This is a genomic window from Labrenzia sp. THAF187b, assembly GCF_009363375.1.
GTDB lineage: Bacteria > Pseudomonadota > Alphaproteobacteria > Rhizobiales > Stappiaceae > Roseibium > Roseibium algicola.
This window is the reverse complement of record NZ_CP045344.1, coordinates 1,172,851-1,198,127: the sequence shown is the minus strand read 5'-3', so window position 1 is coordinate 1,198,127 and position 25,277 is coordinate 1,172,851. Positions and strand designations below refer to the sequence as shown.

General features: G+C 61.0%; 29 protein-coding genes. 14 read left to right on the top strand and 15 right to left on the bottom strand.

Going from position 1 to position 25,277, the window contains the following annotated elements; translation table 11 throughout:
* The first annotated feature begins 10 nt into the window (after positions 1-10).
* Positions 11-970, top strand: a complete 960-nt coding sequence (gene speB / locus FIV03_RS05515; protein WP_152508938.1) for an agmatinase — start codon at positions 11-13, stop codon at positions 968-970.
* 57 nt (positions 971-1,027) lie between these two features.
* Here speB and cysK read toward each other — a convergent pair whose 3' ends face one another.
* The 3 genes from cysK to dut all read right to left on the bottom strand — a co-directional run bounded on the left by cysK (position 1,028) and on the right by dut (position 3,237).
* Positions 1,028-1,987 (bottom strand): cysteine synthase A, encoded by a 960-nt coding sequence (gene cysK / locus FIV03_RS05510; protein WP_062485814.1) that lies wholly within the window; start codon positions 1,985-1,987, stop codon positions 1,028-1,030.
* A 144-nt stretch (positions 1,988-2,131) separates the two neighbouring features.
* On the bottom strand, positions 2,132-2,788 hold the full coding sequence (locus FIV03_RS05505) for an HAD family hydrolase (RefSeq protein WP_209009864.1): 657 nt from the start codon (positions 2,786-2,788) through the stop codon (positions 2,132-2,134).
* Positions 2,788-3,237: a dUTP diphosphatase gene (dut, locus tag FIV03_RS05500; protein ID WP_152508936.1), complete on the bottom strand. Its 450-nt coding sequence runs from the start codon at positions 3,235-3,237 to the stop codon at positions 2,788-2,790. Before dut ends, FIV03_RS05505 begins: the two co-directional genes overlap by 1 nt.
* 175 nt (positions 3,238-3,412) lie before the next feature.
* On the opposite strand from dut, the gene FIV03_RS05495 reads away from it, so the two are divergent.
* The 3 genes from FIV03_RS05495 to FIV03_RS05485 all read left to right on the top strand — a co-directional run bounded on the left by FIV03_RS05495 (position 3,413) and on the right by FIV03_RS05485 (position 5,450).
* Positions 3,413-3,832: a hypothetical protein gene (locus FIV03_RS05495; protein WP_209009863.1), complete on the top strand. Its 420-nt coding sequence runs from the start codon at positions 3,413-3,415 to the stop codon at positions 3,830-3,832.
* A 21-nt stretch (positions 3,833-3,853) separates the two neighbouring features.
* The gene (locus tag FIV03_RS05490) at positions 3,854-4,435 is read left to right on the top strand and encodes an OmpA family protein (RefSeq protein ID WP_152508935.1); all 582 of its coding nucleotides are present in this window, start codon (positions 3,854-3,856) and stop codon (positions 4,433-4,435) included.
* Between the two features lie 226 nt (positions 4,436-4,661).
* On the top strand, positions 4,662-5,450 hold the full coding sequence (locus tag FIV03_RS05485) for a class III extradiol ring-cleavage dioxygenase (protein ID WP_152508934.1): 789 nt from the start codon (positions 4,662-4,664) through the stop codon (positions 5,448-5,450).
* A 135-nt stretch (positions 5,451-5,585) separates the two neighbouring features.
* On the opposite strand, the gene coaBC is transcribed toward FIV03_RS05485, so the two are convergent.
* Positions 5,586-6,812 (bottom strand): bifunctional phosphopantothenoylcysteine decarboxylase/phosphopantothenate--cysteine ligase CoaBC, encoded by a 1,227-nt coding sequence (coaBC, locus tag FIV03_RS05480; RefSeq protein ID WP_152508933.1) that lies wholly within the window; start codon positions 6,810-6,812, stop codon positions 5,586-5,588.
* 36 nt (positions 6,813-6,848) lie between these two features.
* A complete protein-coding gene (locus tag FIV03_RS05475) occupies positions 6,849-8,021 on the bottom strand; it encodes a penicillin-binding protein activator (RefSeq protein ID WP_209009862.1) in 1,173 nt (390 codons plus the stop codon).
* Positions 8,022-8,261: 240 nt separating this feature from the next.
* Between FIV03_RS05475 and rsmI the strand changes: the two genes are divergently transcribed.
* The 4 genes from rsmI to FIV03_RS05455 all read left to right on the top strand — a co-directional run bounded on the left by rsmI (position 8,262) and on the right by FIV03_RS05455 (position 11,207).
* Positions 8,262-9,176 carry a 16S rRNA (cytidine(1402)-2'-O)-methyltransferase gene (rsmI, locus tag FIV03_RS05470; RefSeq protein WP_152508931.1) on the top strand — a complete coding sequence of 305 codons (915 nt, stop codon included), beginning with the start codon at positions 8,262-8,264 and terminating at the stop codon, positions 9,174-9,176.
* Complete coding sequence (locus FIV03_RS05465) at positions 9,176-9,580, top strand: YraN family protein (protein ID WP_152508930.1); 405 nt, start codon at positions 9,176-9,178, stop codon at positions 9,578-9,580. The genes rsmI and FIV03_RS05465 overlap by 1 nt, the downstream gene beginning before the upstream one ends.
* A gap of 254 nt (positions 9,581-9,834) precedes the next feature.
* A complete protein-coding gene (gshB, locus tag FIV03_RS05460) occupies positions 9,835-10,779 on the top strand; it encodes a glutathione synthase (RefSeq protein ID WP_152508929.1) in 945 nt (314 codons plus the stop codon).
* A 98-nt stretch (positions 10,780-10,877) separates the two neighbouring features.
* Positions 10,878-11,207, top strand: a complete 330-nt coding sequence (locus FIV03_RS05455; protein WP_152508928.1) for an antibiotic biosynthesis monooxygenase — start codon at positions 10,878-10,880, stop codon at positions 11,205-11,207.
* 542 nt (positions 11,208-11,749) lie between these two features.
* On the opposite strand, the gene hppD is transcribed toward FIV03_RS05455, so the two are convergent.
* Positions 11,750-12,862, bottom strand: coding sequence for a 4-hydroxyphenylpyruvate dioxygenase (gene hppD, locus FIV03_RS05450; protein WP_152508927.1), 1,113 nt, complete (start codon positions 12,860-12,862; stop codon positions 11,750-11,752).
* Between the two features lie 127 nt (positions 12,863-12,989).
* Here hppD and FIV03_RS05445 point away from each other — a divergent pair, with 127 nt between their 5' ends.
* Positions 12,990-13,457: an Lrp/AsnC family transcriptional regulator gene (locus FIV03_RS05445; RefSeq protein ID WP_023002331.1), complete on the top strand. Its 468-nt coding sequence runs from the start codon at positions 12,990-12,992 to the stop codon at positions 13,455-13,457.
* Between the two features lie 4 nt (positions 13,458-13,461).
* Here the strand turns inward: FIV03_RS05445 and FIV03_RS05440 are convergent, their stop codons facing one another.
* The gene (locus FIV03_RS05440; protein ID WP_152508926.1) at positions 13,462-14,001 is read right to left on the bottom strand and encodes a hypothetical protein; all 540 of its coding nucleotides are present in this window, start codon (positions 13,999-14,001) and stop codon (positions 13,462-13,464) included.
* A gap of 151 nt (positions 14,002-14,152) precedes the next feature.
* On the opposite strand from FIV03_RS05440, the gene FIV03_RS05435 reads away from it, so the two are divergent.
* The gene (locus FIV03_RS05435) at positions 14,153-14,896 is read left to right on the top strand and encodes a tellurite resistance TerB family protein (protein WP_023002329.1); all 744 of its coding nucleotides are present in this window, start codon (positions 14,153-14,155) and stop codon (positions 14,894-14,896) included.
* A gap of 160 nt (positions 14,897-15,056) precedes the next feature.
* Here the strand turns inward: FIV03_RS05435 and FIV03_RS05430 are convergent, their stop codons facing one another.
* The 3 genes from FIV03_RS05430 to FIV03_RS05420 are packed head-to-tail and all read right to left on the bottom strand — an operon-like array spanning position 15,057 to position 17,703.
* Positions 15,057-16,124 (bottom strand): TRAP transporter substrate-binding protein, encoded by a 1,068-nt coding sequence (locus FIV03_RS05430; RefSeq protein ID WP_286202266.1) that lies wholly within the window; start codon positions 16,122-16,124, stop codon positions 15,057-15,059.
* 29 nt (positions 16,125-16,153) lie between these two features.
* On the bottom strand, positions 16,154-16,477 hold the full coding sequence (locus FIV03_RS05425; protein WP_152508925.1) for a 2Fe-2S iron-sulfur cluster-binding protein: 324 nt from the start codon (positions 16,475-16,477) through the stop codon (positions 16,154-16,156).
* 50 nt (positions 16,478-16,527) lie between these two features.
* Positions 16,528-17,703, bottom strand: coding sequence for a cytochrome P450 (locus tag FIV03_RS05420; RefSeq protein WP_152508924.1), 1,176 nt, complete (start codon positions 17,701-17,703; stop codon positions 16,528-16,530).
* Positions 17,704-17,852: 149 nt separating this feature from the next.
* Here FIV03_RS05420 and FIV03_RS05415 point away from each other — a divergent pair, with 149 nt between their 5' ends.
* Positions 17,853-18,791 carry a LysR family transcriptional regulator gene (locus FIV03_RS05415; RefSeq protein WP_152508923.1) on the top strand — a complete coding sequence of 313 codons (939 nt, stop codon included), beginning with the start codon at positions 17,853-17,855 and terminating at the stop codon, positions 18,789-18,791.
* Positions 18,792-18,812: 21 nt separating this feature from the next.
* Here FIV03_RS05415 and FIV03_RS05410 read toward each other — a convergent pair whose 3' ends face one another.
* Positions 18,813-19,916, bottom strand: coding sequence for a citrate synthase/methylcitrate synthase (locus tag FIV03_RS05410; protein WP_173013779.1), 1,104 nt, complete (start codon positions 19,914-19,916; stop codon positions 18,813-18,815).
* Between the two features lie 76 nt (positions 19,917-19,992).
* Here FIV03_RS05410 and FIV03_RS05405 point away from each other — a divergent pair, with 76 nt between their 5' ends.
* Entirely contained in the window at positions 19,993-21,162 is a 1,170-nt protein-coding gene (locus tag FIV03_RS05405; RefSeq protein WP_023002323.1) for a citrate/2-methylcitrate synthase, read from the top strand.
* 199 nt (positions 21,163-21,361) lie between these two features.
* Complete coding sequence (rsgA, locus tag FIV03_RS05400; protein WP_152508921.1) at positions 21,362-22,456, top strand: ribosome small subunit-dependent GTPase A; 1,095 nt, start codon at positions 21,362-21,364, stop codon at positions 22,454-22,456.
* Positions 22,457-22,563: 107 nt separating this feature from the next.
* On the opposite strand, the gene FIV03_RS05395 is transcribed toward rsgA, so the two are convergent.
* From FIV03_RS05395 to FIV03_RS31510, 3 genes are read right to left on the bottom strand one after another with little or no spacing between them, the layout of a single operon-like run.
* Positions 22,564-23,028, bottom strand: a complete 465-nt coding sequence (locus FIV03_RS05395; protein ID WP_152508920.1) for a GNAT family N-acetyltransferase — start codon at positions 23,026-23,028, stop codon at positions 22,564-22,566.
* 6 nt (positions 23,029-23,034) lie between these two features.
* Positions 23,035-23,880: an isocitrate lyase/phosphoenolpyruvate mutase family protein gene (locus tag FIV03_RS05390; RefSeq protein WP_075284142.1), complete on the bottom strand. Its 846-nt coding sequence runs from the start codon at positions 23,878-23,880 to the stop codon at positions 23,035-23,037.
* A gap of 47 nt (positions 23,881-23,927) precedes the next feature.
* On the bottom strand, positions 23,928-24,107 hold the full coding sequence (locus FIV03_RS31510; RefSeq protein ID WP_162493103.1) for a hypothetical protein: 180 nt from the start codon (positions 24,105-24,107) through the stop codon (positions 23,928-23,930).
* Here FIV03_RS31510 and FIV03_RS05385 point away from each other — a divergent pair.
* Positions 24,106-24,753, top strand: a complete 648-nt coding sequence (locus FIV03_RS05385) for an MSMEG_1061 family FMN-dependent PPOX-type flavoprotein (protein WP_209009861.1) — start codon at positions 24,106-24,108, stop codon at positions 24,751-24,753. The genes FIV03_RS31510 and FIV03_RS05385 overlap by 2 nt on opposite strands.
* Here the strand turns inward: FIV03_RS05385 and FIV03_RS05380 are convergent, their stop codons facing one another.
* Positions 24,754-25,221 (bottom strand): DUF1203 domain-containing protein, encoded by a 468-nt coding sequence (locus tag FIV03_RS05380; RefSeq protein ID WP_152508918.1) that lies wholly within the window; start codon positions 25,219-25,221, stop codon positions 24,754-24,756.
* Positions 25,222-25,277: the final 56 nt, after the last annotated feature.

The following is a 25,277-nucleotide window of genomic DNA, read 5'->3' as shown; positions in this document are numbered from 1 at the left end:
GAGCCTTTGAATGTCCTCACACGGTTATGAAAGCGGGCGGTTGAACCTGCCCTTTGTCGGTATCTGCACCTTCGGCAAGTTTCCCTATCAGCCGGATTGGGACGCCATCGATGCGGATGTTGCCGTCATGGGGGCTCCGTTCGACTTCGGCACCCAGTGGCGTTCGGGCGCGCGCATGGGGCCGCGCGCGATCCGGGAGGCCTCGACGCTGTTTTCCTTCGGCCATGCGGGCGCTTATGATTTCGAGGACGACATCACCTACCTGCCGGCGGAAACGACCCGCATTGTCGATCTGGGTGATGCCGATATCGTGCACACGGACACGATTGAAAGCCACAGACGCATCGAATTCGGCGTACGCAAGATCCTTAAGGCCGGTGCCTTGCCGGTGGTGCTGGGCGGCGACCATTCGGTCAACATTCCCTGCATCAACGCCTTTGATGGCGAAGACCCGATCCACGTCGTCCAGATCGATGCGCATCTGGATTTCGTCGACGAACGACACGGCGTGCGCTATGGCCACGGCAATCCCATGCGCCGCGCGGCGGAAAAACCCTATGTCACCGGGCTGACGCAGATCGGTATCCGCAACGTGTCCTCCACCTCGCGAGATGGCTACGAGGACGCCCGCAGGATGGGCTCCGACATCCTGTCCGTGCGTCACGCCCGCAAGCTCGGCACCGAGGCGCTTCTGGCGCGGATACCGGCCGGCAAGCGCTACTACTTGACGCTCGATATCGATGCCTTCGATCCATCGATCGCACCGGGCACGGGCACGCCGAGCCACGGCGGATTTCTCTATTATGAAGTGCTGGAGCTGCTCGACGGTCTGGCAAGGCAAGGCGACATCGTCGGCATCGATCTGGTGGAGGTTGCGCCGGACTATGACCCGACCGGTTCCACAAGCACCCTTGCGGCTCAGGTTCTCATGAACACCATCGGCAGGGTTCTGCATCACCGCCAGACATGAAAAACCCCGCCGACCGGAGCGAACCGGCCGACGGGGTGAAATTTCGCGACTGGATGCTCAGAGGCCGTCGAACAGTGCGGTGGAAAGATACCGTTCTGCGAAGGACGGAATGATCACCACGATGTTCTTGCCTTCCATGCCTTCGCGCTGACCGACGCGGATGGCGGCGGTGAGCGCGGCGCCGGAAGAAATGCCCACCGGCAGGCCTTCGGTCTTTGCCACTTCCCGGGCCATGGCGAAGGCGTCTTCGTTGGCGACGGTCTGGACTTCATCGTAGACGGAGGTGTCGAGCACGCCCGGCACGAAACCGGCACCAATGCCCTGGATCTTGTGCGGACCGGGCTGGCCGCCGGAAAGCACGGGGCTGTCGGCCGGTTCGACGGCAACGACGTGAAGGCCCGGCTTGCGTTCCTTCAGCACCTGGGAAACGCCGGTGATGGTGCCGCCGGTGCCGATGCCGGAGACGAAGACGTCAACGCCGCCGTCGGTATCGTTCCAGATCTCTTCCGCGGTGGTGTTGCGGTGGATTTCAGGGTTGGCGGCGTTTTCGAACTGCTGCGGCATCACCGCACCGTCGATTTCGCTGATCAGCTCCTCGGCACGGGCGATTGCGCCCTTCATGCCTTTTGGCCCTTCGGTCAATTCCAGCTCGGCGCCCAGGATCTTGAACATCTTGCGGCGTTCCACCGACATGGTCTCCGGCATTACCAGGATAAGCCGGTAGCCCTTGGCGGCAGCGACAAATGCCAGCGCGATGCCTGTGTTGCCGGAAGTCGGCTCGACGAGCGTGGTCTTGCCCGGAACGATCTGGCCGGCCTGCTCCATCGCCTCGATCATCGCAACGCCGATCCGGTCCTTGACGCTGGAAATCGGGTTGAAGAACTCAAGCTTCGCCAGGAGGTTGCCCTTGACACCGTGCGCCTTGGCCAGCCGGTCCAGCCGGACGATCGGTGTATCGCCGATGGTCTCGGTGATGGAGGAATAGATTTTTCCGCGACCACTGGTCTTGATCGTCATGGCAGGTCTCCCAAGTTGGCCGGATCTTCTTCCGCCGGCATCGTTCGACTATCGGAGCGATAAGATAGTACGGGTTTCGGCAAGTTATAAGGGGCCGAAAGCACCTTTGCGATCCTGCGGGTAAAACCTTTTTCCAGAAAAGCTTCAGGTCTTGGAAAAGAGCAGGTCCGGCAGATCCGCCATTGCCTCGAACAGGACGGCCCCGGCGCCCTGCATGGCCTCGCGGTCGCAAGTGGGATCCTCGACAAAGGCATAGACGCGCATGCCCGCTGCCCGGGCTGCCAGAACGCCGGGCAGGCTGTCCTCGATAACCGTACAGTTTTCCGGGGTGTGGCCCATGGTGCGTGCTGCCAGCAGGAACACATCCGGCGCGGGCTTGCCGCGCTCGCAGTCCTGTGCGGAAAACAGCCGGCCTTCCAGCCGGGGCAGCAGACCGGAACTGCCGAGCGTTGTGCGCATCTTTTCATATTTGCCGGAAGACCCGACGCAATAGGCGACGTCGCGCCGGTCGAGTTCGTCCAGCACGCCGGCGACGCCTTCGATCGCCGGAACACCCGCCTTGAAGCTCTCCAGATCGCGCAGCCGCACCTGGTCCGGCCAGTCGGCAGGCAGTAGCTGACCTGTCAGCTCTTCGATCATGGACTGCACGTCTTCCAGTGTCCGTCCCATGAACCTGCGCTGACAGTCCGGCCCGGTCATCGGAACGCCAAGCTCGCTTATGATGGCGGCCATGTTGGCGTTGGCCATGCGTTCCGTATCGACCAGAACGCCGTCGCAATCGAATATGATCAGCTCGGACATCACGCGCGGCCAGTCGAACCGAAACCGCCGGAACCGCGCTCGGTCTCCGAGAGAACCTCGACTTCGACAATGTCCGCCTGCAGAACAGGCGCAATCACCATCTGGGCGATCCGGTCACCCCGTGAAATCTCGAAGGGGTCGTCACCGAGATTGATCAGGATCACCTTCACCTCGCCGCGGTAGTCGGCATCAATGGTGCCCGGCGTGTTCAAGACGGTGACGCCATGTTTGGCGGCAAGACCGGACCGGGGACGAACCTGAGCCTCGAAGCCGGCGGGCAGAGCCATGGCAAGACCAGTTGGCACCAGGGCACGGGCACCAGGTGCAAGGGTTATCGTGCCGTCAACGGCTGCCAGAAGGTCAAGTCCGGCAGCCAGAATCGACTGGTAGGCGGGCAGTGGCAGATCGCGACCGTGCTCCAGTCGCTTCAGTTCCAGGGTAACAGTCATTGAAAGTGTCCGGCAGTGAGTGTTGCTGGCGAGTGACGATATTCGCCGGTCCGTGTCAAGGCTGGCGGACATTCACGAAACTTCGCATAAAAATCAGATATCTACTTGAAGTCGTAATCTTCACCTGAAACACTCTGACGCATCGTAACGTGCCAGCGATTGGGAGATTGGCAACATGAGACGATTGATTTTTGCATTTACCACCGGGTTGATGCTGGTCGCTGCACCGGCTGCCTTCGCCCAGACCGTCGGCTATGCCGAAGCCATCAAGATCCTGGCCGCCAGCTGTGGCAAGGACATCGAATCCTATTGCAAGTCCGCGACGCTGGCCAACAACGGTATCACCCAGTGTCTTGAACAGAACCAGTCCAAGGTTTCGGAAAAGTGTAACGCCGACCGCCTGGTCGTGACTTCGCTCATTCAGGCGCGACTGGCGGCCCAGGCCGAAGCGCCCAAACTGTGTCAGCGCGATGCCGCGCAATATTGCAAGGGCGTCAAGGCCGGTGCGGGCCATCTTCTGCGCTGCCTGCTGAAGGCCCAGCCTTCCGTCAGCGAAAAATGCAACACGGCCATTGACCTGGCCGGCTACCGCTAACTCGGCACCGGGAGATTTTTCATGAACAAGATGCTTCTGGCCGGTTTGTCGGCCGCCTTTCTCGCTGTGTCCGCTTCGGGCCTTGCCGCCCAGACCAAGCTGAGCCGCAACGAGATCATCAACTCCCTGCAGGGGGCCCAGCAGAAGGTCGACCTCACGGCCGACGAACTGCAGAAGGCAGCGCTGGAAAATATCCAGAAATATCCGGGTGCGAACGCTCCCAACACCTTGCCGCTTGCCGACAAGCTGGCCTCTCTGCGTCAGTTCAACGTCGAAATCACGTTCGATTTCGACAGCGCCCGCATTCGCCCGGAATCCTATGAAACCGTTGGCCTGATCGCGGATGCCCTGCACACGCCTTATCTGCAGGGGCAGACTTTCTTCATCGTCGGTCACACGGATGCAAAGGGTGCACGCGAATATAATCTGGAACTTTCGCTGAAACGGGCGCAGGCCGTGCGTGAAGCACTGGTGACCACGTTCCGCGTACCGGGCGAATATCTCTTCGCTGTGGGCCTGGGTGAGGAACAGCTGCGTGATCCGGCCAATCCGGATGCCGCCGTCAACCGGCGCGTTCAGCTGATCAACCTGGGTTACAGGTAACGGCCGCTCGGGCGGGTTTGGGCCAGGCGTTCTGAAGCCCGCCTGATACCGGCAAACAAGGACACATACCGCTCCCGTAAGCGGAAGCGGTATGACTGAACAGTGGAAATCGAAGGCCGGGATTGTTCACATGTGTCGAACGAGCCTTCTTCCCTTTCTGGTCTAATCCTTCCGGCCGAATAGCTTATCTTCACGGGAAGAAACAATTCTCCCGAGGAGTGGTCCCATGACGGCTACACCAAACCGTATTTCGCCCGTCTTTTTTGCTCACGGTGCGCCAACACTGGCACTTGAAGACACCGCTGCCAGCCGGTTCCTGAAGAATTTTGCCGCAAGCCAGCCACGCCCCAAGGCAATCCTGATCCTGTCCGCGCATTGGGAAACAGACGGTTTGAAACTGTCGGCACCGGGACCGCTGCGGACCTATCATGACTTCCGCGGTTTCCCGCGCCCGCTCTACGAGATCTCCTATCCCGCAAAGGCCGATGTGGATCACGTCGACGAAGCGGCACGCCTTTTGGAAGCTGCCGGACACGATGTGGAACTCGACAGTCACTGGGGGCTTGATCACGGGGCCTGGGTGCCGCTGTCGCTTGCCTATCCGGATGCCGACATTCCGGTCGTGGCGATGTCTCTGCCGCACGGCAGCACGCCTGCATCCGTCTATGCTCTTGGCCAGGCACTGGCACCGCTCAAGGACAAGGGTGTGTTGCTGGCAGGGTCCGGCAGCACCACGCACAACCTGCGTGAATTCGGGCCGCAAGGCTCGCCAACACCTGTGTGGGCGTCTGATTTCGACCGCTGGCTGGACGATGGCCTCAAGTCCGGATCGATCGGATATTTCGACGATATCCAGAGCGCTCCGAACTTTCGCCGCAACCACCCGACGGACGAGCACCTTCTGCCGCTGTTCTTCGCCTTTGGCGCAGGCGGAACGGATGCAAAGGCCCAGCTTCTCCATAGAAGCTACGAGTACGGCTCCATCAGCATGAGCTACTTCCGCTTCGCAGCCTGACCAGCCCCATCGACCGCCCCTGCTCCGGCAGGGGCGCAGGCCTGCAGAACGGTTTCGGTGAAACAAGGCAAAAAAGCTGCCGGGCAGAAGCACCAGCCCTTCATCGCGTACGATAGTGAAAATGTCTGGCTCGGGTCAGTCCGAGCCGAGCGTCTCGGCTGCGCGGGCGATGATCCTGCGGGCTACCTCACCCTTGTCCATTTCCGGCCAGTCTTCGACGCCGTCACGGCTGACGACGCGAATGGTGTTGGCGTCGCCGCCCATGATGCCTGTCTGCGGACTGACGTCGTTCGCGATGATCCAGTCGGCTTTCTTGCGTTCCAGCTTGCCACGCGCATTGTCGATCAGGTTTTGCGTCTCGGCGGCAAAGCCGATCAGCAACCTTGGCCTCAGGTCCGGATGATGACCGACAGTCGCCAGAATGTCCGGGTTTTCCGTCAGCTCCAGCGCGGGCGGTTTGCCGGTGCCATCCTTCTTGATCTTCTGGGCGCCCTCGCTCGCAACACGCCAGTCGGCGACGGCGGCGGCCATGATGGCGATATCCGCCGGCAGATTGCCTTCCACCGCCTTCAGCATCGCGGAAGCGGACTCCACGTGGATGACATGGATATTGGCCGGGTCCGGCAGTGTGACCGGGCCGGATACCAGCGTTACCCGTGCGCCCGCCTCATAGGCGGCACGGGCCAGTGCATGGCCCTGCTTGCCGGAAGACCGGTTGGCAATGTAGCGGACGGGGTCGATCGGCTCATGGGTCGGGCCTGAGGTGATCAGAACGTGTTTTCCGGCCAGCGGCAGGCTGCCGGCCCGGACCGCCTCTTCCCGCAGCACGGCCTCGGCAGCTGCCACGATCTCCAGCGGTTCGCTCATCCGGCCGGTGCCGGCTTCGCCCCTTTCCGCCATTTCACCCGATGCTGGGCCACAAAAGGCAATGCCACGTGCCTTGAGGATCGTCCGGTTACGCTTGGTCGCCTCATGCTGCCACATCTTCGGGTTCATGGCAGGGGCAACCAGAACAGGCTTGTCGGTTGCCAGCAGCACCGCTGTCGCCAGATCGTCGGCAATCCCGTGGGCCATCTTGGCCATCAGATCGGCGGTGGCAGGCGCAATCAGGATCAGGTCGTGGTCGCGGGCCAGGCGGATGTGGCCGACATCGTGCTCGGCCTGCCGGTCGAACAGGTCGGTGAAGACGGTTTCCGCGGCCAGAGCCCCGGCAGCCAGAGGCGTGATGAACTCTTGCGCGCCCTTCGTCATCACCGGGATCACCCGGGCGCCGCGTTCCTTCAGCCTGCGGATCAGGTCAAGGGACTTGTACGCGGCTATCCCGCCGCTGATGATCAGGACGATCTGTTTGCCGCTCAGCATCTTAACTCAGCACTCCTAGGGTGTCGGCGGATAAGATCAGAATCCGGTGCGGAAATCCCGTGGTGCCGGAGAAATCACCTGTGTGCCCTGCCCGGTGATCTGGTAGACGGCAAGGCCCCGCTGGTTGAGGCCATTGGATTGGAAGCGGAACAATCCGTCAATGCCGATGAAGCCATCGCGGTTGGTGATGATGCTCTGCTGGAAGCGCTGCTGTCCGGCGGAGCGGATCAGGCCCGCGGCCAGCGTGACACCGTCATAGACCAGGCTGGCATTGCGCGGCGGCGCGGAGCCATAGATGCTCTGGTAGCGTTGGGCAAAGGCCAGGAAACCCTTGTCCTCCGGCCCGGCGAACCAGGCACCGGCAAGCACCGGGTTGTTCTTGACCTGGGGAGAGTCCCATTGCCCGGTACCGAGCAATTTCACATTGCCCAGATTGGCGCCCTGGCTGACCAGGGTCTGCACGACAACTGCCGGCACACCGCCCCCGGCCGGTACGAACAGGGAGTCTGCATTGTTCAGAACCGATTTCAGCGCTGTGGTCTTGGCGACGAGATCGGATGTGTCCGATCCGTTCATGGAATAGCGCTGGATCGATGCGATCCTGCCTGCTCCGCGGCCGACTTCCTGTCGGAACGCCGCCTCGACGATCGCACCATAGGAGCCTTCGGGGATCAGGGCGGTATAGGAATGTTTCTTCTGGCTGTTGGCATAGCCAACGACCCGTTTGACGTCGCTTTCCGGCAGGAAGCTGAGCAGATAGACGCCCCGGGATGCGACAGAGGTGTCGGTAGAGAAGGCAATGACCGGAACGCCTGTTGCCCGTGCAGCCTGTGCAGCGCCGGATACTGCCGGTGAGAACACCGGGCCAAGGATCAGTTCCGCGCCTTCCGAAATGGCAGCCTGCGCTGCCGCGCGTCCGCCTTCGGACGTGCCGCCGGTATCTTTCACCAGCAACTGCACATCCGCGCTCGGGAAGTTCTGCAGCGCCAGAGAAGCGGCGTTCTTGAAAACCGTACCGATGGAGGCATTGCCGTCGGAGCTTGCCAATGGCAACAGCAATCCGATGCGCACCCCGCCTGTGCCGATGATTTCACCAGTCGGTTGCGGCTGGGCACTTGGCTGGATCTGGTCACCCGGCAGAGAGCCGAGCGTGGACCCCATGCAGCCACCCAGCAACATCGTGCTGGCTCCAGCCAGCGCCGTTTTCAAGAAAACACGTCTGTGCTGTTGCACTATGTCGCCCCGTCTTGCACTTGCCATATTTGTTGGTTCACCCTTTGGGAAAGACTTACGTATTCGCTACAGGCCTGTAAAGATTTAGTGGCCTTTCAATGGCATATCGGCCCGATCAACGGTGGATTTGCCTTGCATCGGTTGTATTGAAAGGCTAGCGCAAGGGCGCAAACGAGGCCGATGCTGCTATTCGCGGCGGACAAGAGGAAAGGCGACATGGTCAAGGAAACAGCCGGGCCGGCTGCGGACAAGAACCGCTACAGCCTCTCCGAACATGTCTTCACCGCACCCAATCTGGAACCCGCGCTCTACATCGTGTCCACGCCGATCGGCAACCTCGGTGATATCACCGTCAGGGCCCTGGAAACGCTTGCTGCAGCGAGCGTAATCGCTTGCGAGGATACGCGGGTCACGGCAACGCTCACCCAGCGGTTTTCGCTGAAGACGCCGCTTCTCCCCTATCACGAACACAATGCCGACAAGCAGCGGCCGAAGATCCTTGAAGCTCTGGCTGACGGCCGCGCCGTGGCGCTGGTGTCCGATGCTGGCACGCCCCTGGTTTCCGACCCGGGCTACCGGTTGGTGCGTGATGTGGTCGCAGAAGGGTATAAAGTCATCCCAATCCCCGGTGCGTCGGCCCCGCTGGCTGGCCTTGTCGCCGCGGGTCTGCCGAGCGACACGGTGCTTTTCGCCGGCTTCCTGCCCCAAAAGGGAGGCCCGAAGACCCGGCGGCTGGAAGAGCTGGCCAAGGTGCCTTCGACGCTGATTTTCTTTGAATCGCCCCACCGCACCGCCGCGACCCTGGCGCTTATGGCGGAACTGCTCGGCCCCGGCCGCGAAGCCGTCGTTGCGCGCGAACTGACCAAGCGGTTCGAAACCTTCGAGCGTGGCAGCCTGGAAGACCTGAGCACCCGGTTCGAGGGCCGGCAGGTCAAGGGTGAAATCGTCATTCTTGTCGGTCCGCCGGAAGACAAGCCGGAAGCCGAGGTGGACGATCTGGATGCCTTGCTGAGTGAGGCACTCACCGAAATGCCGGTCAGTGCCGCGGCCAAGAAAATCTCGAAAGCGACGGGGCTTGACCGCAACGAGGTCTATAAGCGCGCGCTGGAACTGAAGGCGGACGACGCCTGATGGCACGTCGTCCGGGCGGAGCCGGAAGGCAACCGGCAGAAACCGATCGCCGCCGCCGGGCACATGCCCTGGGCCTTTCTGCCGAAACCCTTGCCGCCTGGTACCTGCGCCTCACCGGCTGGCGCATTCTCAAGCGCCGCTACAAGACAAAGGCTGGCGAGATCGATCTCATCGCCAAGCGGCGCAAGACAGTCGCCTTCATCGAGGTCAAGGCCCGCAAATCGCGACAGGCGGCGCTGGAAGCCGTCACGCCCGCCAGCCAGAAGCGCATCTCGCGTGCCGCGAAGATCTTCGTCACGGAACACCCCAAGGCCGGGTTCTTCACCCTGCGCTTCGATGTCATCGTTGTCCGGCCCCGCGCCTTTCCCGAGCGGATCGTGAATGCGTTTCAGGCCTGGGAGTAGTTCGAGGCGCCATTTTTCGGCTCCGTCCGAAAGGTGGCAGGGGTATCGTTTAAGAGCAATATCACCTTCGGCGTGACGCTGACTATGGCCGAGAGACTTCACTTCATTTGCCGGTCCCCGGAATGACGGGAACCGAAGTCGGATCCTTCTGACCTCCCCCTCTGGACAAAGCCGACTGCGCACCGCATATCTGGACCAATCGTTCTGAAAATCCCAAAGGCGCTCAAACGGCGCCGCCCGCCGGGAGTTGCCTCATGGCTTTGAAAGTTGCGGTCCAGATGGACCATGTTTCGTCCATCAACATTGCCGGCGACAGCGCCTTCGCAATGATGCTGGAAGCACAGTCTCGCGGACATGAACTTTATCACTACACGCCCGACCGTCTGGCGATGCGCGGTGACGAAGTGTTCTGCGCACTGGAGCCGATCGAAGTGCGCGATGTGAAGGGTGATCACTTCACGTTGGGTGAAAAGAGCCGTTTCAACATGCGCGAGATGGACGTGGTGCTGATGCGCCAGGACCCGCCGTTTGACCTCTCCTACATCGCCGCGACCCACATCCTGGAAAAGGTCCATCCGGACACTCTGGTGGTCAACGACCCTGCAGCCGTTCGCAACGCGCCGGAAAAGCTGTTCGTGACCGAATTCGCCGACCTGATGCCGCCGACCCTGATCACCAAGGACAAGTCGGAAATCGATCTGTTCCGGAAGGAATACGGCGACATTGTCATGAAGCCGCTGTTCGGCCATGGTGGCGCGGCCGTCTTCCGCATCACCCAGGACGACCTCAACTACGGCTCGCTCTACGACTTCTTTGCCGCGACTTTCCGCGAACCCTGGGTCATCCAGCAGTTCCTGCCCAATGTGAAGCACGGCGACAAGCGCATCCTGTTGGTTGATGGCCAGTTCGCCGGTGCGGTCAACCGCGTTCCGGCCGCGGGCGACCTGCGCTCCAACATGGTGCGCGGCGGTGCGCCGACCGACAGTGAGCTGACCGAGCGCGAACGCGAGATCTGTGCGCGCCTCGGGCCTTCGCTGAAAGAAAAGGGCCTGATCCTGGTGGGGATCGATGTCATCGACGGTAACCTGACAGAAATCAACGTCACCGCCCCCACCGGTATCCGCGCCATCCGCAATCTCGGCGGACCGGATGTGGCTGGCATGGTCTGGGACGTGCTGGAGGCAAAGGTGAAGGGCTGAGCAGCCCTTCCCGTCAGCCTGTTCGAATATCCCCTTGACCTCAATTTAAGTTGAGGTTGTAGAGCTTTTTCTCCTTTCAAATCCCAAGGAGAAAGAGCATGAAATCGGACACGGAATCCCGGCCTATCTACCGCGTTGATCGCTTTGAAGTGCCGCTTGAGGCGCGCGACGTTCTGCTGGAACGGCTCAATGTCATTCGCGGCCTGCTTCAGAACATCGAAGGGTGCCGCCAGAACCTTGTGCTTGAGCAGCCTTCCGGCGAGGGGATGGCAACATTCGTCACCTTTGTCGAATGGCAGAACGAAGAGGTTTTTCTGGAGGCAAAGGCCCGGATTGCCGATGAATACCGCAAGGCCGCGTTCGACCCGCAGGCCTTCCTGCAGCAAATCGGCGCAAAGGCGGTCATGGCGAATATGAACGCTGTCTGATGTCTGACGGCACGAATGGGAATACCCGTATGCGGAGGCCGCGCGCTCAGCCCGCGCCGAGGCGAAAAAAAACCTCCGCATGGGGGTGCGGAGGTATAAAGAGTTTGTGCTTAGACAATGCAACAGAGGGCCTACTCGGCAGCCTCTGTATGTAAAACCCGTTCCACATGGAATCGTTCCTTGGAAAAACGTGATTCACGTGAAATTTTTCAAGTTTCTACTTCAGGGTGTCGTTATCGTATTGAAAAGACGGGATTAATCCGGCCAAGGACGCTCAAGATTTTTTTCCATTGATTCCCGCTGAAACCCCGGATCGCGCTGTCAGCAAGGCGCAACACCCGGAAATGGCGTGACTTTTCGTGTTCCCTTGGGGCATGCCGTTTGGCAGGGCGGCCACTCCTTCGGGCCGTGCAAACAAGATCAACTTCTGAGCCGGGTCCGGGCTTTGCTGCGTCGGAAAAAGAAAAATCTGGACCGCAGGACAAAACAAAGGCCGCTTTCCCGAAGGACAGCGGCCTTTCAGAAGCAACCTGCAAGTGGGATTATTCGGCTGCTTCAGTCTTGATGACGCCGCGGCGGATCTGGTCTTCCTCGATCGATTCGAACAGGGCGCGGAAATTGCCTTCGCCAAATCCTTCGTCACCCTTGCGCTGGATGAACTCGAAGAAGATCGGGCCGATCACGGTCTTGGAGAAGATCTGCAGCAGGATCTTGGTCATGCCGCCGTCGATCACACCCTCACCATCGATCAGGATGCCGTGGCGCTTCATCCGCTCGATCGGCTCGTCGTGGCCGTTCACCCGGGCATGGGACATCTCGTAATAGGTTTCCGGCGGGCCGGGCATGAACTTCAGGCCGTTGTCCGCCAGAAGGTCCGTGCTCTGGTAGATGTTGTCCGTGCCGACAGCAATGTGCTGGATGCCTTCGCCGTTGTACTTCTTCAGGTATTCCTCGATCTGGCTGGTATCGTCCTTGGATTCGTTCAGCGGAATACGGATCTTGCCGCAAGGGCTGGTGATCGCGCGGCTGACGAGACCGGTGATCCGCCCGTCGATGTCGAAGAAATGGATCTGCTTGAAGTTGAACAGGTCGCGGTAGAAGTCCCACCACTTGTCCATGTTGCCGCGATAGACGTTGTGGGTGAGGTGGTCGAGATAGTAGAAGCCGACGCCCTGCGGCTTGGGGTCGAACTCGCCCAGCCAGTTGAATTCACTGGAATAGGCCGAGCCTTTGGCGCTGTAGGTATCCACGAAATAAAGCAGCGAGCCGCCGATACCGACAATTGCCGGAACGTCCAGGGTCTTGTCGTCGCCTTCATAAGGCGTCGCGCCTTTGGCAACCGCATGCTCGAACGCCTTTTGCGCATCGACGACGCGCCAGGCCATGGCAGGAGCGCACGGGCCGTGCGTGTCGACGAACTTCATGCCGAAGCTGCCCGGTTCGGCATTCAGCACGTAGGTGACGTCACCCTGACGATAGAGCGTGATGTTCTTGCTCTTGTGCTTTGCAACGGGGAGGTAGCCCATCTTGCGGAACAGTTCGTCCAGCTTTTCCGGTTCCGGATGGGCGAATTCGACAAATTCGAAGCCATCGGTCCCTGCCGGATTTTCAGACGTGATCTGTGCCGGCGGCGCGTCGTGCGGGAACGGTCCCATGAAAGTCCTCCTCGGTAAAACGGGTCATTGCAGCCAGAATGCCGTGAAGGACGCGCAGTGTGTGTGCAATCCACGTGTTTTCGCGTAAGATGATGCACGAAACATGCAGGATATTTCGGAGTGACGCATGACGATTGCGCTGGATGGCTTTGATGTGAAGTTGCTTGCCGCCTTGCAGAACAATGCCGCCCTCACCAATGCCGAACTTGGCGACGTGATCGGCCTGTCCGCAAGCCAGGTTTCCAGGCGGCGGCAGAAACTGGAAGAAGCGGGTATCATCCGCCGGTACCGGGCGGCACTGGATCCGGAAGCCCTGGGACTGATGGTGACGGCCTATGTCGGCGTGACGCTTGGCGCGCATTCCAGGGAAAACGCCCGCAAGTTCCGCAACATGGTGACCGCCATGCCGGAAGTGCAGGAGGCCCACACGCTCACCGGTGATGTCGATTACATGCTGAAGATCGTGGTGCCGGACCTGAAGGCGCTCAGCCACATCATCAACGACGAACTACTGCCCCAGGAGGCGGTCCATCATGTGCGCTCGTCCATTGCCATGGAAACCTTGAAGGACGACAATCTGCTGCCGCTGAAATGACCGCTCAAAGCCCCAGCCAGCCCATGAGATCGGTCCAGAAATCCTTGCGCAGGCCTTTGAGATCCGGTGCCGGGTTGCCGTATGGGTCCGCCAGGCAGACATCGGAAAACCCGGTCTTGCCGGAGAGAAGACATCGCTCCGGTTCACAGGTGATCGTGTCGGAGAGATAGATCCGTTTTCCCGCAAAGGTCTTGAACGCGAGTTCCGGTTTGTCCTGCCTTGATCCCGAGGTGAAGACATAGGTCGGAAACTCGCTGCCGCGCGGCTGGCCGCGGTCCTGGATCGCATGGATGTACAGCAGTCTTCCGGGCGCGTCTTCACGCGAACAGCCTTTGATGTTGAACGCGTAAAGATTGCCGGTCGTGCTTTCGCCTGCATCGGCAAGCGTGCGCGAATAGGCGCTCAGCAGATCCTCCTGCCAGATCTTGCGGTAGGTATCGGCCTCGTCGTTCAGCGACAGGGCATGCGCACTCCCGCATCCCAAAGTCCCGACGATGAGGCAGTATCGCAGGGAAAGACTGCGGACTGAGGCGAGGAAGTTCAAGATTGTTCTCGTTGTTGTCTGGAAGACAAGCTTTGTGGATTGGAGAAGTGTGTCCGAGTGTAACGCAAACTTGCGTCCCTTGCAGAAAATCCCATTTGATAGTGCAACCGTGATTTAAGCCGCTCCACGCGGCAATTTTAAGGAGCCGAATATGTTCGACGCAAAATCCTTGCTGGATCAGTTTCTGGGGACCCAGGGCGGTGGTCAATCCGGCCAGCGCGGGACTGCCCGCAAGGGCGGATCCGGTGATCTCCTGTCACAGGGCAAGGATTTTCTGTCGTCGCAGGGCGGCGGTCTGGCGCTCGGCAGCCTGGCCGGTCTCATGCTTGGCAGCAAGAGCGGACGCAAGCTCGGCAAGAAGGCAGTCACCTATGGCGGGCTCGCGCTGGTTGCCGGCCTTGCCTACAAGGCCTACCAGGGCCACAAGGCCAACCAGCAGAACGCGCCGCGCCCGCAGTATCCGGCCGATGATCCGATCCCGCTGGAAGCACCGCGCGGCACCGCCTTCGATCCGTGCGAGCATCCGGGCGGCGAACATCAGGCCGCAATCGCTTTGCTGACGGCAATGATCTCCGCCGCAAAGGCCGACGGTCATATTGATCGCGACGAACAGGACCGGATTTTCGACAAGATCGACGAGGCCGGACTGGACAGTGAGGCGAAGGCGTTTCTGATGGACGAATTGCGCTCGCCGCTTGATCTGGACAAGGTCGTGGCCAGTGCAACCTGTGAGGAGACTGCGGCCGAAATATACGCCGCGTCGCGTCTTGCCATCGATCCGGACCATCCGGCGGAAAAGGCCTACCTGCAGATGCTCGCGGCCCGGCTTGGCCTGGAGGACGGCCTCGTTCAGGAGATCGAATACGCCGTTCGCGAAGCGCAGATGGCGGGATGACGGGCAAAACAGCGTGAAGAAAATCGGGCGTCCCGTGACCACAGATCACGGGACGCCCTGAATAACCGGCACATGCCGCGCGGCCGTCTAAAAGGCAAGCCGCGTAGCGAGCCTTAAGGCACGCAACCCTGTGGGGGAGCCGCACACCACCCCTGGCCGGCTATTTCCCGGTGTTCTCCTCAATCAGCTCGATGGCGCGATTGTAAAGCCCTGTGCCGTCCATGCCTTTCTCGTCCATTTCGGCCACCCATTTTTCGATCGTCGGTGCCGAGGCTTCCTTCCAGCGGGCAACCTCTTCCGGTGGAAGGACAATCATCGTCGCCCCCTTCTCGATCGCTTCGTCGCGAGGTTTGGCATCATCCCGCTGCATCTGGCCACCTGCGAATCCGGACAGTTCAAGACCGGAATTCTTGTCGATGATCGCCTTCAGGTCGTCGGGCAGTCCGTCATAGGCCGCCCGGTTCATGCCCAGCACGAAGGTTGCCGTGTAAAGAGCATCGTCACCGAAGTCCGTGTGGTTGCTGACGAGCTCGTTGATCTTGAGCGCGCCGGTCACCTCCCACGGCACCACGGTGGCATCGATAACGCCCTTGGAAAGGGCTTCCGGAACCGCCGGCACAGGCATGCCGACAGGTGTTGCCCCGAGTGAACTGAACATGTCGTTGGTCACCCGCGTCGGGGCCCGCAGCTTCACGCCGTTCAGATCATCGAGCGAGTCGATCGGGTCCTTGGAGTGGATCAGCCCGGGCCCGTGCACCCAGAGCCCCAGAACCTTCATGTCCTTGAAGTCCTGGTCCAGCATGGTTTCCTCCGCCAGTTGCCAGAAGGCACGCGATACGGCCTCGGCATTGGTCATGACGAAGGGCAGTTCGAAGACTTCCGTCCTTGGAAAGCGGCCGGGCGTATAGCCAGGCAAGGTCCAGACGATGTCGGCGATGCCGTCGATGGCCTGGTCGACCAGTTCCGGCGGCTTGCCGCCAAGCTGCATGGCCGGGAAATGCTGGAACTCGATCCGCCCGCCCGATTCTTCCTCGATCCTGGCCATCCACGGTTCAAGGATGTTCTTCGGCACGCTGGCTTGCGCCGGCAGCATCTGGTGCAGCCGTAGCGTGATCTCCGCTGCCACGGCCTGGCCCGCCGTAAGGCTCAGTGAAAGCGCGGCCACGGCAACCGCTCCCGCGGTGAGCGCACCTGCGGCCACCGATCTCATCATCCGGTACTTCGACATGGTTTCCTCCCTTGTTCGAAATCGTTTCCTCACGCCTGCTCGTCGGGCAGATGCACCACCAGTCCGTCGAGCGCACCGGTCAGCCTGATCTGGCAGGACAGGCGGGATGTTTCGCGCAAGTCGGCGGCTGCACATTCCAGCATGATTTCCTCGCCGTCCGTGCGGGCACCGGTCCTGTCGCTCCACGCCTCGTCGACGTAGCAATGGCAGGTGGCGCACATCATCGCGCCGCCGCATTCGGCAAAGATGCCGTCGACCCCGTGGCTGACAGCCGTCTCCATGACGCTCGCCCCTTCGCTCGCTTCTATGGTCTTCCGGCTGCCGTTCGGCTGGACGAAGGTGATCTGCACCATGCGGTTTTCCTTTCAGCCGGCTCTAACCCGGTCCGGTTGGTTTCTTTTTGTCAGCTCAGTTTGACGGGCAGGTTCAGGGGCCCACGGAAACCGAAACCGCTCCAGACAACGTCTTCGGGCTTGTCCAGCGCCATGCCGGGGAACCGTTCGAACAGCATCGGCAGCATGATCTCCCCGACAGTCCGCCGCGAGATATGGGCACCGGCACAATGGTGCGGGCCACTGCCGAAGGCCTGATGCGGCGCTTTCTTTCGAAAGACGTTGAAGGTTTCGCCGTCCTCGTAGAGATCCTCGTCGCGATTGGCCGAGGCCTGGATGGTCATCAGCGTCACGCCTTCGGGAATGTCGATGCCGTCGATTTCCAGATCCCGCGTCGCCCGGCGAGACGACGCCTGGATCGGCGCGACCCAGCGGACACCTTCCTCGAATGCATCTGCCCAGGCGTCCTGCCGCTTCACTTCCTCAAGCTGGTCCGGATTGGTCAGCAGGCCATAGATGATGGTTGCCAGCGCATCGCGCGGCTCGTTGATGCCGCCACCGATGGCAATCTTGATGTTGGCGTAGATCTGGCTTCTGGGGATCGGGTCGCGGGCATTCAGCATGACGGAGAACGCGGAGTTGTTGGGCTCTGCCAGATGCCGGGCAATCAGGCTGTCGAACACGGTATCCATTTCGGCATTGGCCGCATCGGACCGGGCAAACGGTTCATCCGCGAAGCCGAAATTGCCGGCGCCGTCGATCAGAACCTGCGACCAGCGCTGCATGTCGGCGTCGCCGACTTCATCGAGACCCAGGATGTGGGCGAGGATCCGTGCCGCCACCGGTCCGCAAAGGTCGGTGAAAAGATCGACCGTTTCGCCTCGTGGCAGCCGGTCGAGATACTCCGCGGCAATCTTGCGGTAGAGATCGGCCCAGTCTGTCTTGATGACCTTGGGCGAGAAAGCCGGCTGCATGGCCATGCGCTCGCGCCGGTGTTCCTCGCCGTCCTTGCGCATCAGCGTGTGGGCCAGAAAGGCGCGCCGCATCGGTGTGACAGGATCGTCCGAACTGTAAAGTTCGGGATCGTCCTTCACCATCTTGGTGTGTTTCGCCTTGGTCAGAAAGATACGGTTTGCCGCCGGAACCTGAACGATCGGCGTTTCGGCCCGCATCCGCTTGTAGATCGGATAGGGGTCGCGCGTCAGGTCCGCAAGCGTCAGCGTTTCGTCGACAGGTGCGACCGCCATCTGCCTTCTCCTCCCAAATCCGGCACTGACGGCAGGTTAAGCGGGCAGAATAAAATCAAGCAATACGATTGACTTTATAGTTGCCATCGAATTTTTTGATTTTACAAACCGTGGCGAGTGTTCTTGCCGGATCCGGGAGGAAATTGCCGATGCCGGGCGATCCGTTGGAAGTCGATTTTCGGGCGTTGCAGGTTCTGGTCTGGGTGCACCAGCTCCGTTCGTTCACGCGTGCGGCGGAAGAACTCGGCGTCAATCAGTCAGCGGTCAGCTACACGATCAACAAGTTGCGGGACGTGTTTCAGGATCCGCTGTTCGTCCGTCAGGCCCGTCGGCTCCACCCGACGCAACGCTGCGAAGATATCGTCCATCAGGCCAAACGGTTGACGGCCGAGTTCCGGCAACTGGTCGCACCGCCTGATTTCGATCCGAAGACGGCGGCGCAGACCTTCACCATCGCCTGCAACTTCTATGAACGCGTGCTGATCATTCCGGAAATTGTTCATTTTCTGAAACGCGAAGCGCCCAAACTGGACCTGGAGATCATCGATGCATCGGGGATCGGTCACGAGCGCCTGCTGCGCAATGAGGCGGATCTCCTGCTTGGTCCGTTCGAACGGTCGGACCCGCATTTCTACAGGCGCGACCTTTATCAGGATCGCTACGTCTGCCTGCTCGATCCGGAGCATCCGAAAGCCGGAGCGGCACTGAGCCTGGACGATTATCTGGATCTCGACCACGTGCTCGTCACCTACGGCGGTCAATGGCGGTCGCGCTACATCATCGAGCTTGAGCGCATGAACAAGGACTTGAAAGTCGCCTTGCGTGTGCCGAGCCCGGCCGGGCTGGAGCGTCTGGTTGCGGGATCGAACCTCGTCGCCACAGTGCCGGAACGGCTGTCCAGATCAGTTGCGGATGGACTTCATGTGGTTCCCTGCCCGGTTGAAACGTCGGTGACGATCAGCCTCGTGTGGACCACGCTCAACCACCGCGCACCGCTGCACATGTGGGTGCGCGACATGGTCTACCGGCTGAACACACGCGCCCGGAAGGCGGATGATCCGCCTTCCGGACTGGGTATCTCGCGGTAACAGGCTTTCAACCGGTTTCCGTCATGCGGGGCTCGGCCCGACATAATGTGACGATGGCCGGATCAACTTTCCGGTTTCCTGCTGTTCCAGAACATGGGCGCACCAGCCCGGTGTCCGGCCGACAGCAAACAGCGGCGTGAACAGGGTCCGGTCGATGCCGATCGCGTCCAGCAGGACGGCGGTATAGAACTCCACGTTGGTTTCCAGCGGGCGGTCGGGCTTGGCGGTTTTCAGTGCGGCAAGCGCTGCCTGTTCGATCTCCTCCGCCAGACGCACTTTCGGATTCTCAGGCCCAAGCAAGCGCAGTCCTGCCTTCAGGACGTCCGCGCGCGGATCCCTTGTCCTGTAGATCCGGTGACCGAAACCCATCAGCCGCTCCTTGCGTGCCAAGGCTTCGCCGATCCAGGCAGCTGCGTTTTCCGGACTGCCGATCGCATCGATCATGTCCAGCACAGGGCCTGGCGCGCCGCCATGCAGCGGCCCGCTGAGCGCGCCCATCGCACCAAGAACGGCCTGTTTCAGGTTCGCCTGGGTCGAGCCGATCACGCGCGCCGTGAAGGTGGAAGCGTTCAGCCCGTGATCCAGGATTGTCACCAGATAGCGGTTGAGCGCGGCGGCATGGTCGGCAGGCGGCAGCTCACCCGTCAGCATGCGCAGAAGATCGGTTGCGGTCTCCAGGGTGCTGTCCGGTGCGATCGGCGTCTGTCCCCTGGCAATCCGGTGAGACGCAGCCAGAAAGACGGGCAATGCGCCGCTGATCGCAATCGCGTCGGGCAGGCCGGTGGACATCGGCAAGGCAGCCAGGCCCAGCTGCATGCGTTCATAAACGCCGAGGCTTGAAGGGGCAGCTTCAAGAGCCGGCATGACGGCAAAGGCAGCCCGCCGGGCTTCCCCGAAAGCCTCACGCAGGGAAGAAGCCTCAGGCATCTGGAAATCCTGCCACAGATGCCGGACGGCCTCCTCGAAGCTCAGCTTGCCGGCCAGATCTTCGATATGGCGGCCATAGAGGATGAGGACACCCTCTTGGCCGTCGACATGGCTGAGCATGGTGGTGGCTGCAACAACGCCCTCCAAACCGGCAATCGGGTCCGGCGTCATCCGGGCGGGGTTCGGCGCTTCGGTCATGGCTATCTCCTTTTCTTTCCCGGTCAGATAGAAAGAGAAGATTGCATTGATCAATGTTGATAATTAAAATCAATGTATGAGCAAGCCAATCTACCTGTCCGCCCGTGAAGCCGCCGCCGAACTCGGTGTTCAGCCGGCAACCCTCTACGCCTATGTCAGCCGGGGGCTGATCAATTCCGTTGCCGGTCCGGGCAAGCAGCGCCGCTACGACGCCGTGGACGTGCGCCGCATGAAAGGCCGCAAGGCTGCCGACGATTACTCCGGTGCGCGGCCCCTGACCGGCGACCCGGTGCTGGAAACCGAACTGACGCTGATTTCGGAAGCCGGTCCGGTCTATCGTGGCCGGCCCGCGGTCGATCTGGCGCAAACCTCCACGCTTGAAACCGTGGCGACCCTGCTCTGGGCGTCGCAGGAAGATCCGTTTGCCGAAAGCGCTCCATTGCCTCCGCCTGACCTGCCGGAAGGACTTGCGCCGCTGGACCGGCTGATGGTCGCGCTTGCCGCGTGGCCGCTGCAGGACAAGGCGGCCTACACCCAGGCACCCAAGCTTCTGCAGGTGAAAGGCGCTGCCCTGCTGCGCTACGCGGTTGCAGCTCTCCTCAACGCAGATCCGGTCGACGTGCCGATCCACACGCAGATTGCCAATGCTTTCGGCGTGTCGTCTTCGGCGAAGAACGTGATCCGGGCGGCGCTGATCCTGTGTGCCGACCACGAGCTCAACACCAGTGCCTTCGCGACGCGCTGCGCTGCCTCCACCCGGGCGCCCCTTCACGCGGCGCTCATTTCCGGTCTGGGAGCCTTTGCCGGTCCGCGCCACGGTGCTGCATCCGACAGGACAACGGCATGGCTTTCTGATGTCGGGCCGGACACAGACATAGAAACCCTGCTTTCGGACCGGTTGAGCCGGGGCGAGCCCCTGCCCGGCTTCGGTCACACGATCTACCGCGGGCCGGATCCGCGCGCCGCATGCCTGCTCGACGTGCTTTACCGCAGCGAGCCCGCGCACCCCTTCGTCCAGCGTCTGCCGGGTTTGATTACGGTCGCGCGTGACCTGTTCGGCGAAGCGCCGAACATAGATCTTGCCCTGGCGGCCACACAAAAGACCTATGACCTGCCGAAGGACGCCGGCAAGATCATCTTCTGCGCTGCCCGCATGACCGGATGGATCGCTCATGCGCTGGAGCAATACGCGGCGCCGGAACAGATCCGGCCTCGGGCCGCCTATGTCGGCGAGCGACCGGAATAAGCCTGGTCACTTTTGCCGGATGCTTGTATCGGGGCGTCTTTGCGACTACTTGTAACGGGCACCTTCGAGGTGCGTCCCATGGAGATTGGATGTCAGAGATTGCGTGAGCAGGCTCTCTGAAGATCAGAGAGCCTTGAATACATGAACCGGTGCCTTGGCGGGCGCCCGATGACGTGTGTTTAATTCACGAGACAATCCAATGGTACGGAACTATTCCGACTTCTTTCCCGCACGCCCCAAAAACGATGGGCCGGACAAAAACACTTCACGGCTTCTTTCACTTGGCTGGCGGCCCTATTTTGCACAACAGATCAGCTCTGACGAGCTGACGGCAACACCGCCCGTCCGTGTTGTCGAGGTCCATCGAAACGCGCTTCACGTGGTCGGCGAAGGGCTTGACGAAGCGATCCTGCCTGTCAGGAACGCCACGGTAGGCGACTGGTTGCTGCTGGACCGCGCTCATCCGCCATCAAGCCGGGTGCTGGAGCGGCAGAGCCTGCTCAAGCGTCGTGCACCCGGAACCGATCGACAGATCCAGCTGATCGCAGCCAACATCGACACGGTGTTCGTGGTGTCTTCCTGCAATCAGGACTTCAATATCGCCCGGCTGGAGCGGTACATCGCGCTTGCGTTCGAGGCCGATATCGATCCGGTGATCGTCCTGACCAAGTCGGATCTGGCGAGCGATCCGGAAAACTATGTCGATCAGGCTCGGACGATTTCGAATTCGGTTCCGGTCGTGACGCTGGACGCGCGCGGCGATGAGCCGGGCCTGAAACTCGCGGCCTGGTGCAAGCCGGGCAAAACAGTTGCCTTCCTTGGCTCTTCGGGCGTTGGCAAGTCGACGCTTACCAACGCGCTTTCCGGCACCGGGGACATAGCCACGCAGGCTATTCGCGAAGACGACGCCAAGGGCCGTCACACGACGACCCACCGGCAACTTCACGTGGTTCCAGGCGGCTGTCTGGTGCTGGATACACCGGGCATGCGGGAACTGCAGCTGACGGATGTGGCAGCCGGGATCGATGATCTGTTCTCGGATCTGAACGAACTGGCATCCTGTTGCCGCTTCACTGACTGCCGGCACGAGACGGAGCCCGGTTGCGCCGTTCAGGCCGCGCTGGAGGAGGGCACCCTGGATCCTGGCCGGCTGAACAGGTGGCGAAAGCTGAAGGCGGAAGAAGCCTTCAACTCTGCAAGTCTGGCGGAGCGCAGGTCCAAGGACCGGGCATTCGGCAAGATGGTCCGAAGCGTCATGAAGCAGAAGAAGCAGAAAACCTGGGGTCCGGAGTAGCGGGCCTGGAAGGCCAAGGCTTACGTAGCTGCTGACATCCGGGGCTGGGCTCTGCCCGGCCCCGGATCAATGCTTTCCAGCGCACCCGGAGTTGGCAAGCGACTTGGTCACAGTATCAGCCGCATGTGGACGATCCGCTTGTCGCCGCGCTGTTCCTCATGGGTTTCCGCGAAACCCGCACGCTGGTACCAGGCCCGGTTTTCGGTCATGAGCACGTTGGTATAGAGCCGGATTTCGCTCAGCCCGAAGTCCGTTGCCCGCCGCCGCGCCCAGTCGAGCAGCTGCCTGCCACGGCCCTTGCCCTGCTCTTCCGGATCAACGGCAATGCTTTCGATCAGGAGATGGTCCGGATGCCGGATCAGAACGAGGCTGGCGGCAAGAGAGGTGCCGGAGCGGAGTACCCAGACGTCGTCCCGCCGGATATGCGCTGCATAATCGGCGGTCATTGGCACGGGAACGGCGTTGATGACCGGGATATAATGCGCATAGGCCCGCCGGGCGAGTTCGGTCATTGCGACTGCATCACCCGGGTTCGCCTGGTCAAGGCCTTCGGAAACCTGTGAGGCGTCCATTACGGATCAGGGCCTTGTTTTCATGAAGGATTCGAAATCGGGAATTCCTTCCGGCATGGTTTCGGTCCTGTCGAAACAGCCGAACGTGCCACCGTCTTTCATGTCTTCGGCAGCGGCAATGAAGGCGCGGTAGGCAAGCCGTGCCAGACCTGCCCCGATGGAGACACGCGTAACGCCCATGTCGCCAAGTTCCTTGCGGGTCAGGTGGAAGTTCTTGCGCCCGGCCAGGACGTTCATCGGCGCTTTCACGGCGGCCAGAACGGCGGCAATCTGTTCCTTGTCCTTCAGCTCAGGTGCATAGACGCAATCGGCACCTGCCTCTGCAAAAGCGTTCAGCCGCTTGATGGTCTCGTCAAGTTCATGCTGCGTCTGGACGGGTCCTTCACTGCGGGCGGTCAGAACGAAATCCGGCGCCAGCCGGTTCTTGGCATCCACCGCCGCCTTGATCCGCTCCACAGCCAGCTCCAGATCGTAGTAGGGATGTTTCGGATCGGTCGTGTAATCCTCGATGGAGCAACCGGCGAGGCCGACCTCTATCGCCCCCTTGACCGTTGCCACCACATCGTCCGGGCTGTCGCCGAACCCGTTCTCCAGGTCACCGTTCACCGGCACGCTGGTCGCGGCAATGATGTCGGCGGCATGTCCGAGCGCATCGTCGCGCGTGATCAGCCCTTCGGCATCCTTCACGCCTTGCGTCCAGGCATATCCGGCGCTGGATGTGGCCATCGCGTCAAACCGCAACCCGTCCAGAATGCGGGCTGTGCCGATATCGAAGGGGTTCGGCATCAGGAAAGCACGCCCTTTTTCGTGAAGAGCTTTGAAGGCGGCACGGCGTTTGGCTGCGGTCGGCATGGCCGGATCTCCCTTGAGGTGTATTTCGCAAAGATTACCGTTAAAGTTTAAATCGGCAATGCGATCCCTTTATGATGGGTGCGATGTTGCTCAGGTAAGATCCAGTTTAGCCAGAATCGGGGCGCCAGTTTGGAAAAACCGTGATTCCAGCGAAACGCCTTGTCTTTGCGTTCGCAGCGCCGTTTGATGGTGAAAGCGCCAGCAGGCAGATCCAGGGAGGTTGCCATGCCGGAAGGTCCCACGACACTTGCAGATTTCAACGACCCGATAACAACAGTTGACCAGCTCGAAGCCCATGCCGGAACCGCGCCCGAAAAGGTAAGGGTAAAGGAGATTAAGGCACTGGATAGCCTGTGCAGGCAGTTCATTGCACGAACCCCCTTCTGCCTGATCGCGACGGTTGATCCGGAAGGCGTGATCGATGTGAGCCCCAAGGGTGACCCGGCCGGCTTTGTCACCGTCTTGAGCGACACATTGCTGGCGATCCCCGACCGCCCCGGAAACCGCCGCCTCGACAGCTTCCACAACCTGCTGAAGGACCCGCGCGTCGGACTTATTTTCCTGATCCCGGGCAAGGGCGAGACTTTGAGGGTATCGGGCAGAGCCCGCATCGTCCGGGATGCCTGGCTTCTGGAGCGGATGCAGGTGGAGGGAAAACAGCCGGCGATGGCGCTGGCAGTGGAAATCACCCGGGCATTCATGCATTGCCCGAAGGCCATGGTCCGCTCGAAGATCTGGCAACCGGAAAGCTGGCGCAATGCTGATGACCTGGGCGACATCGGCGATGCGATGATCCGGCACGGCAAGCTGAAACAGACCCCGGAGGCGCTTCTGGAAGAAGCCACCTCCGAAGGCTTGCTCAGGCTTTATTGATCAGGTCCATGCGGTGCGTGAAACCCTTGCCGCGTAGCAGCCGCGGCGAGCAAAATGCAGGTGAATGTAATCAACTTGCGGATTGTCGAAGAACGTCCGGATGACACCTTCCAGCTCGCGGCCTTCAACGACTTCCGCATCGATCATCTCGTGGGCCCGGTTGAAGGCGCGGGCCGACAGCAGCCGTTTCGCCACGACTTCTGGGATGGTGTCCGGTTCCGGATGGCTTTCCTCCGCACCGTCGGCGACAAAGATCGCATGCCGGGAGCGGTAGGGCGTTTCGCCTGGTTGATGCTCGAAATTGAGCAGGTAAACCCGGGTTCCCGGGGCTGCATCGGCAAGTGACACACGGCAGGGAAGCGCGCCGTCCGAAATGTGCACCTGAATGCCCTTCTGCTCGAGTTCCGTGTCACTCAGGTTGCTCAAATGCGCAAACTCGGTGGCGGGAAGAGGCTCGATCTGAAACATGGTGTTGTCTCCTCAATGGTTGTGAGAAGACCCTAGGCGGCTCAAAACGCCCAAAC

Excerpts from the sequence above, each read along its gene's own strand:
- FIV03_RS05505 (WP_209009864.1), bottom strand. The coding sequence starts at position 2,788 with ATGTCCGAGCTGATCATATTCGATTGCGACGGCGTTCTGGTCGATACG.
- FIV03_RS31510 (WP_162493103.1), bottom strand. The coding sequence starts at position 24,107 with ATGGCAACCTCCCTGGATCTGCCTGCTGGCGCTTTCACCATCAAACGG.
- coaBC (WP_152508933.1), bottom strand. The coding sequence starts at position 6,812 with ATGCTGAGCGGCAAACAGATCGTCCTGATCATCAGCGGCGGGATAGCC.
- FIV03_RS05495 (WP_209009863.1), top strand. The coding sequence starts at position 3,413 with ATGAGACGATTGATTTTTGCATTTACCACCGGGTTGATGCTGGTCGCT.
- FIV03_RS05390 (WP_075284142.1), bottom strand. The coding sequence starts at position 23,880 with ATGCCGACCGCAGCCAAACGCCGTGCCGCCTTCAAAGCTCTTCACGAA.
- FIV03_RS05420 (WP_152508924.1), bottom strand. The coding sequence starts at position 17,703 with ATGGCGGTCGCACCTGTCGACGAAACGCTGACGCTTGCGGACCTGACG.
- FIV03_RS05430 (WP_286202266.1), bottom strand. The coding sequence starts at position 16,124 with ATGTCGAAGTACCGGATGATGAGATCGGTGGCCGCAGGTGCGCTCACC.
- FIV03_RS05385 (WP_209009861.1), top strand. The coding sequence starts at position 24,106 with ATGCCGGAAGGTCCCACGACACTTGCAGATTTCAACGACCCGATAACA.
- rsmI (WP_152508931.1), top strand. The coding sequence starts at position 8,262 with ATGGTCAAGGAAACAGCCGGGCCGGCTGCGGACAAGAACCGCTACAGC.
- FIV03_RS05405 (WP_023002323.1), top strand. The coding sequence starts at position 19,993 with ATGAGCAAGCCAATCTACCTGTCCGCCCGTGAAGCCGCCGCCGAACTC.
- FIV03_RS05455 (WP_152508928.1), top strand. The coding sequence starts at position 10,878 with ATGAAATCGGACACGGAATCCCGGCCTATCTACCGCGTTGATCGCTTT.
- FIV03_RS05425 (WP_152508925.1), bottom strand. The coding sequence starts at position 16,477 with ATGGTGCAGATCACCTTCGTCCAGCCGAACGGCAGCCGGAAGACCATA.
- rsgA (WP_152508921.1), top strand. The coding sequence starts at position 21,362 with ATGGTACGGAACTATTCCGACTTCTTTCCCGCACGCCCCAAAAACGAT.
- dut (WP_152508936.1), bottom strand. The coding sequence starts at position 3,237 with ATGACTGTTACCCTGGAACTGAAGCGACTGGAGCACGGTCGCGATCTG.
- FIV03_RS05465 (WP_152508930.1), top strand. The coding sequence starts at position 9,176 with ATGGCACGTCGTCCGGGCGGAGCCGGAAGGCAACCGGCAGAAACCGAT.
- FIV03_RS05445 (WP_023002331.1), top strand. The coding sequence starts at position 12,990 with ATGACGATTGCGCTGGATGGCTTTGATGTGAAGTTGCTTGCCGCCTTG.
- FIV03_RS05380 (WP_152508918.1), bottom strand. The coding sequence starts at position 25,221 with ATGTTTCAGATCGAGCCTCTTCCCGCCACCGAGTTTGCGCATTTGAGC.
- FIV03_RS05410 (WP_173013779.1), bottom strand. The coding sequence starts at position 19,916 with ATGACCGAAGCGCCGAACCCCGCCCGGATGACGCCGGACCCGATTGCC.
- speB (WP_152508938.1), top strand. The coding sequence starts at position 11 with ATGTCCTCACACGGTTATGAAAGCGGGCGGTTGAACCTGCCCTTTGTC.
- FIV03_RS05435 (WP_023002329.1), top strand. The coding sequence starts at position 14,153 with ATGTTCGACGCAAAATCCTTGCTGGATCAGTTTCTGGGGACCCAGGGC.
- FIV03_RS05490 (WP_152508935.1), top strand. The coding sequence starts at position 3,854 with ATGAACAAGATGCTTCTGGCCGGTTTGTCGGCCGCCTTTCTCGCTGTG.
- FIV03_RS05485 (WP_152508934.1), top strand. The coding sequence starts at position 4,662 with ATGACGGCTACACCAAACCGTATTTCGCCCGTCTTTTTTGCTCACGGT.
- gshB (WP_152508929.1), top strand. The coding sequence starts at position 9,835 with ATGGCTTTGAAAGTTGCGGTCCAGATGGACCATGTTTCGTCCATCAAC.
- hppD (WP_152508927.1), bottom strand. The coding sequence starts at position 12,862 with ATGGGACCGTTCCCGCACGACGCGCCGCCGGCACAGATCACGTCTGAA.
- FIV03_RS05415 (WP_152508923.1), top strand. The coding sequence starts at position 17,853 with ATGCCGGGCGATCCGTTGGAAGTCGATTTTCGGGCGTTGCAGGTTCTG.
- cysK (WP_062485814.1), bottom strand. The coding sequence starts at position 1,987 with ATGACGATCAAGACCAGTGGTCGCGGAAAAATCTATTCCTCCATCACC.
- FIV03_RS05395 (WP_152508920.1), bottom strand. The coding sequence starts at position 23,028 with ATGGACGCCTCACAGGTTTCCGAAGGCCTTGACCAGGCGAACCCGGGT.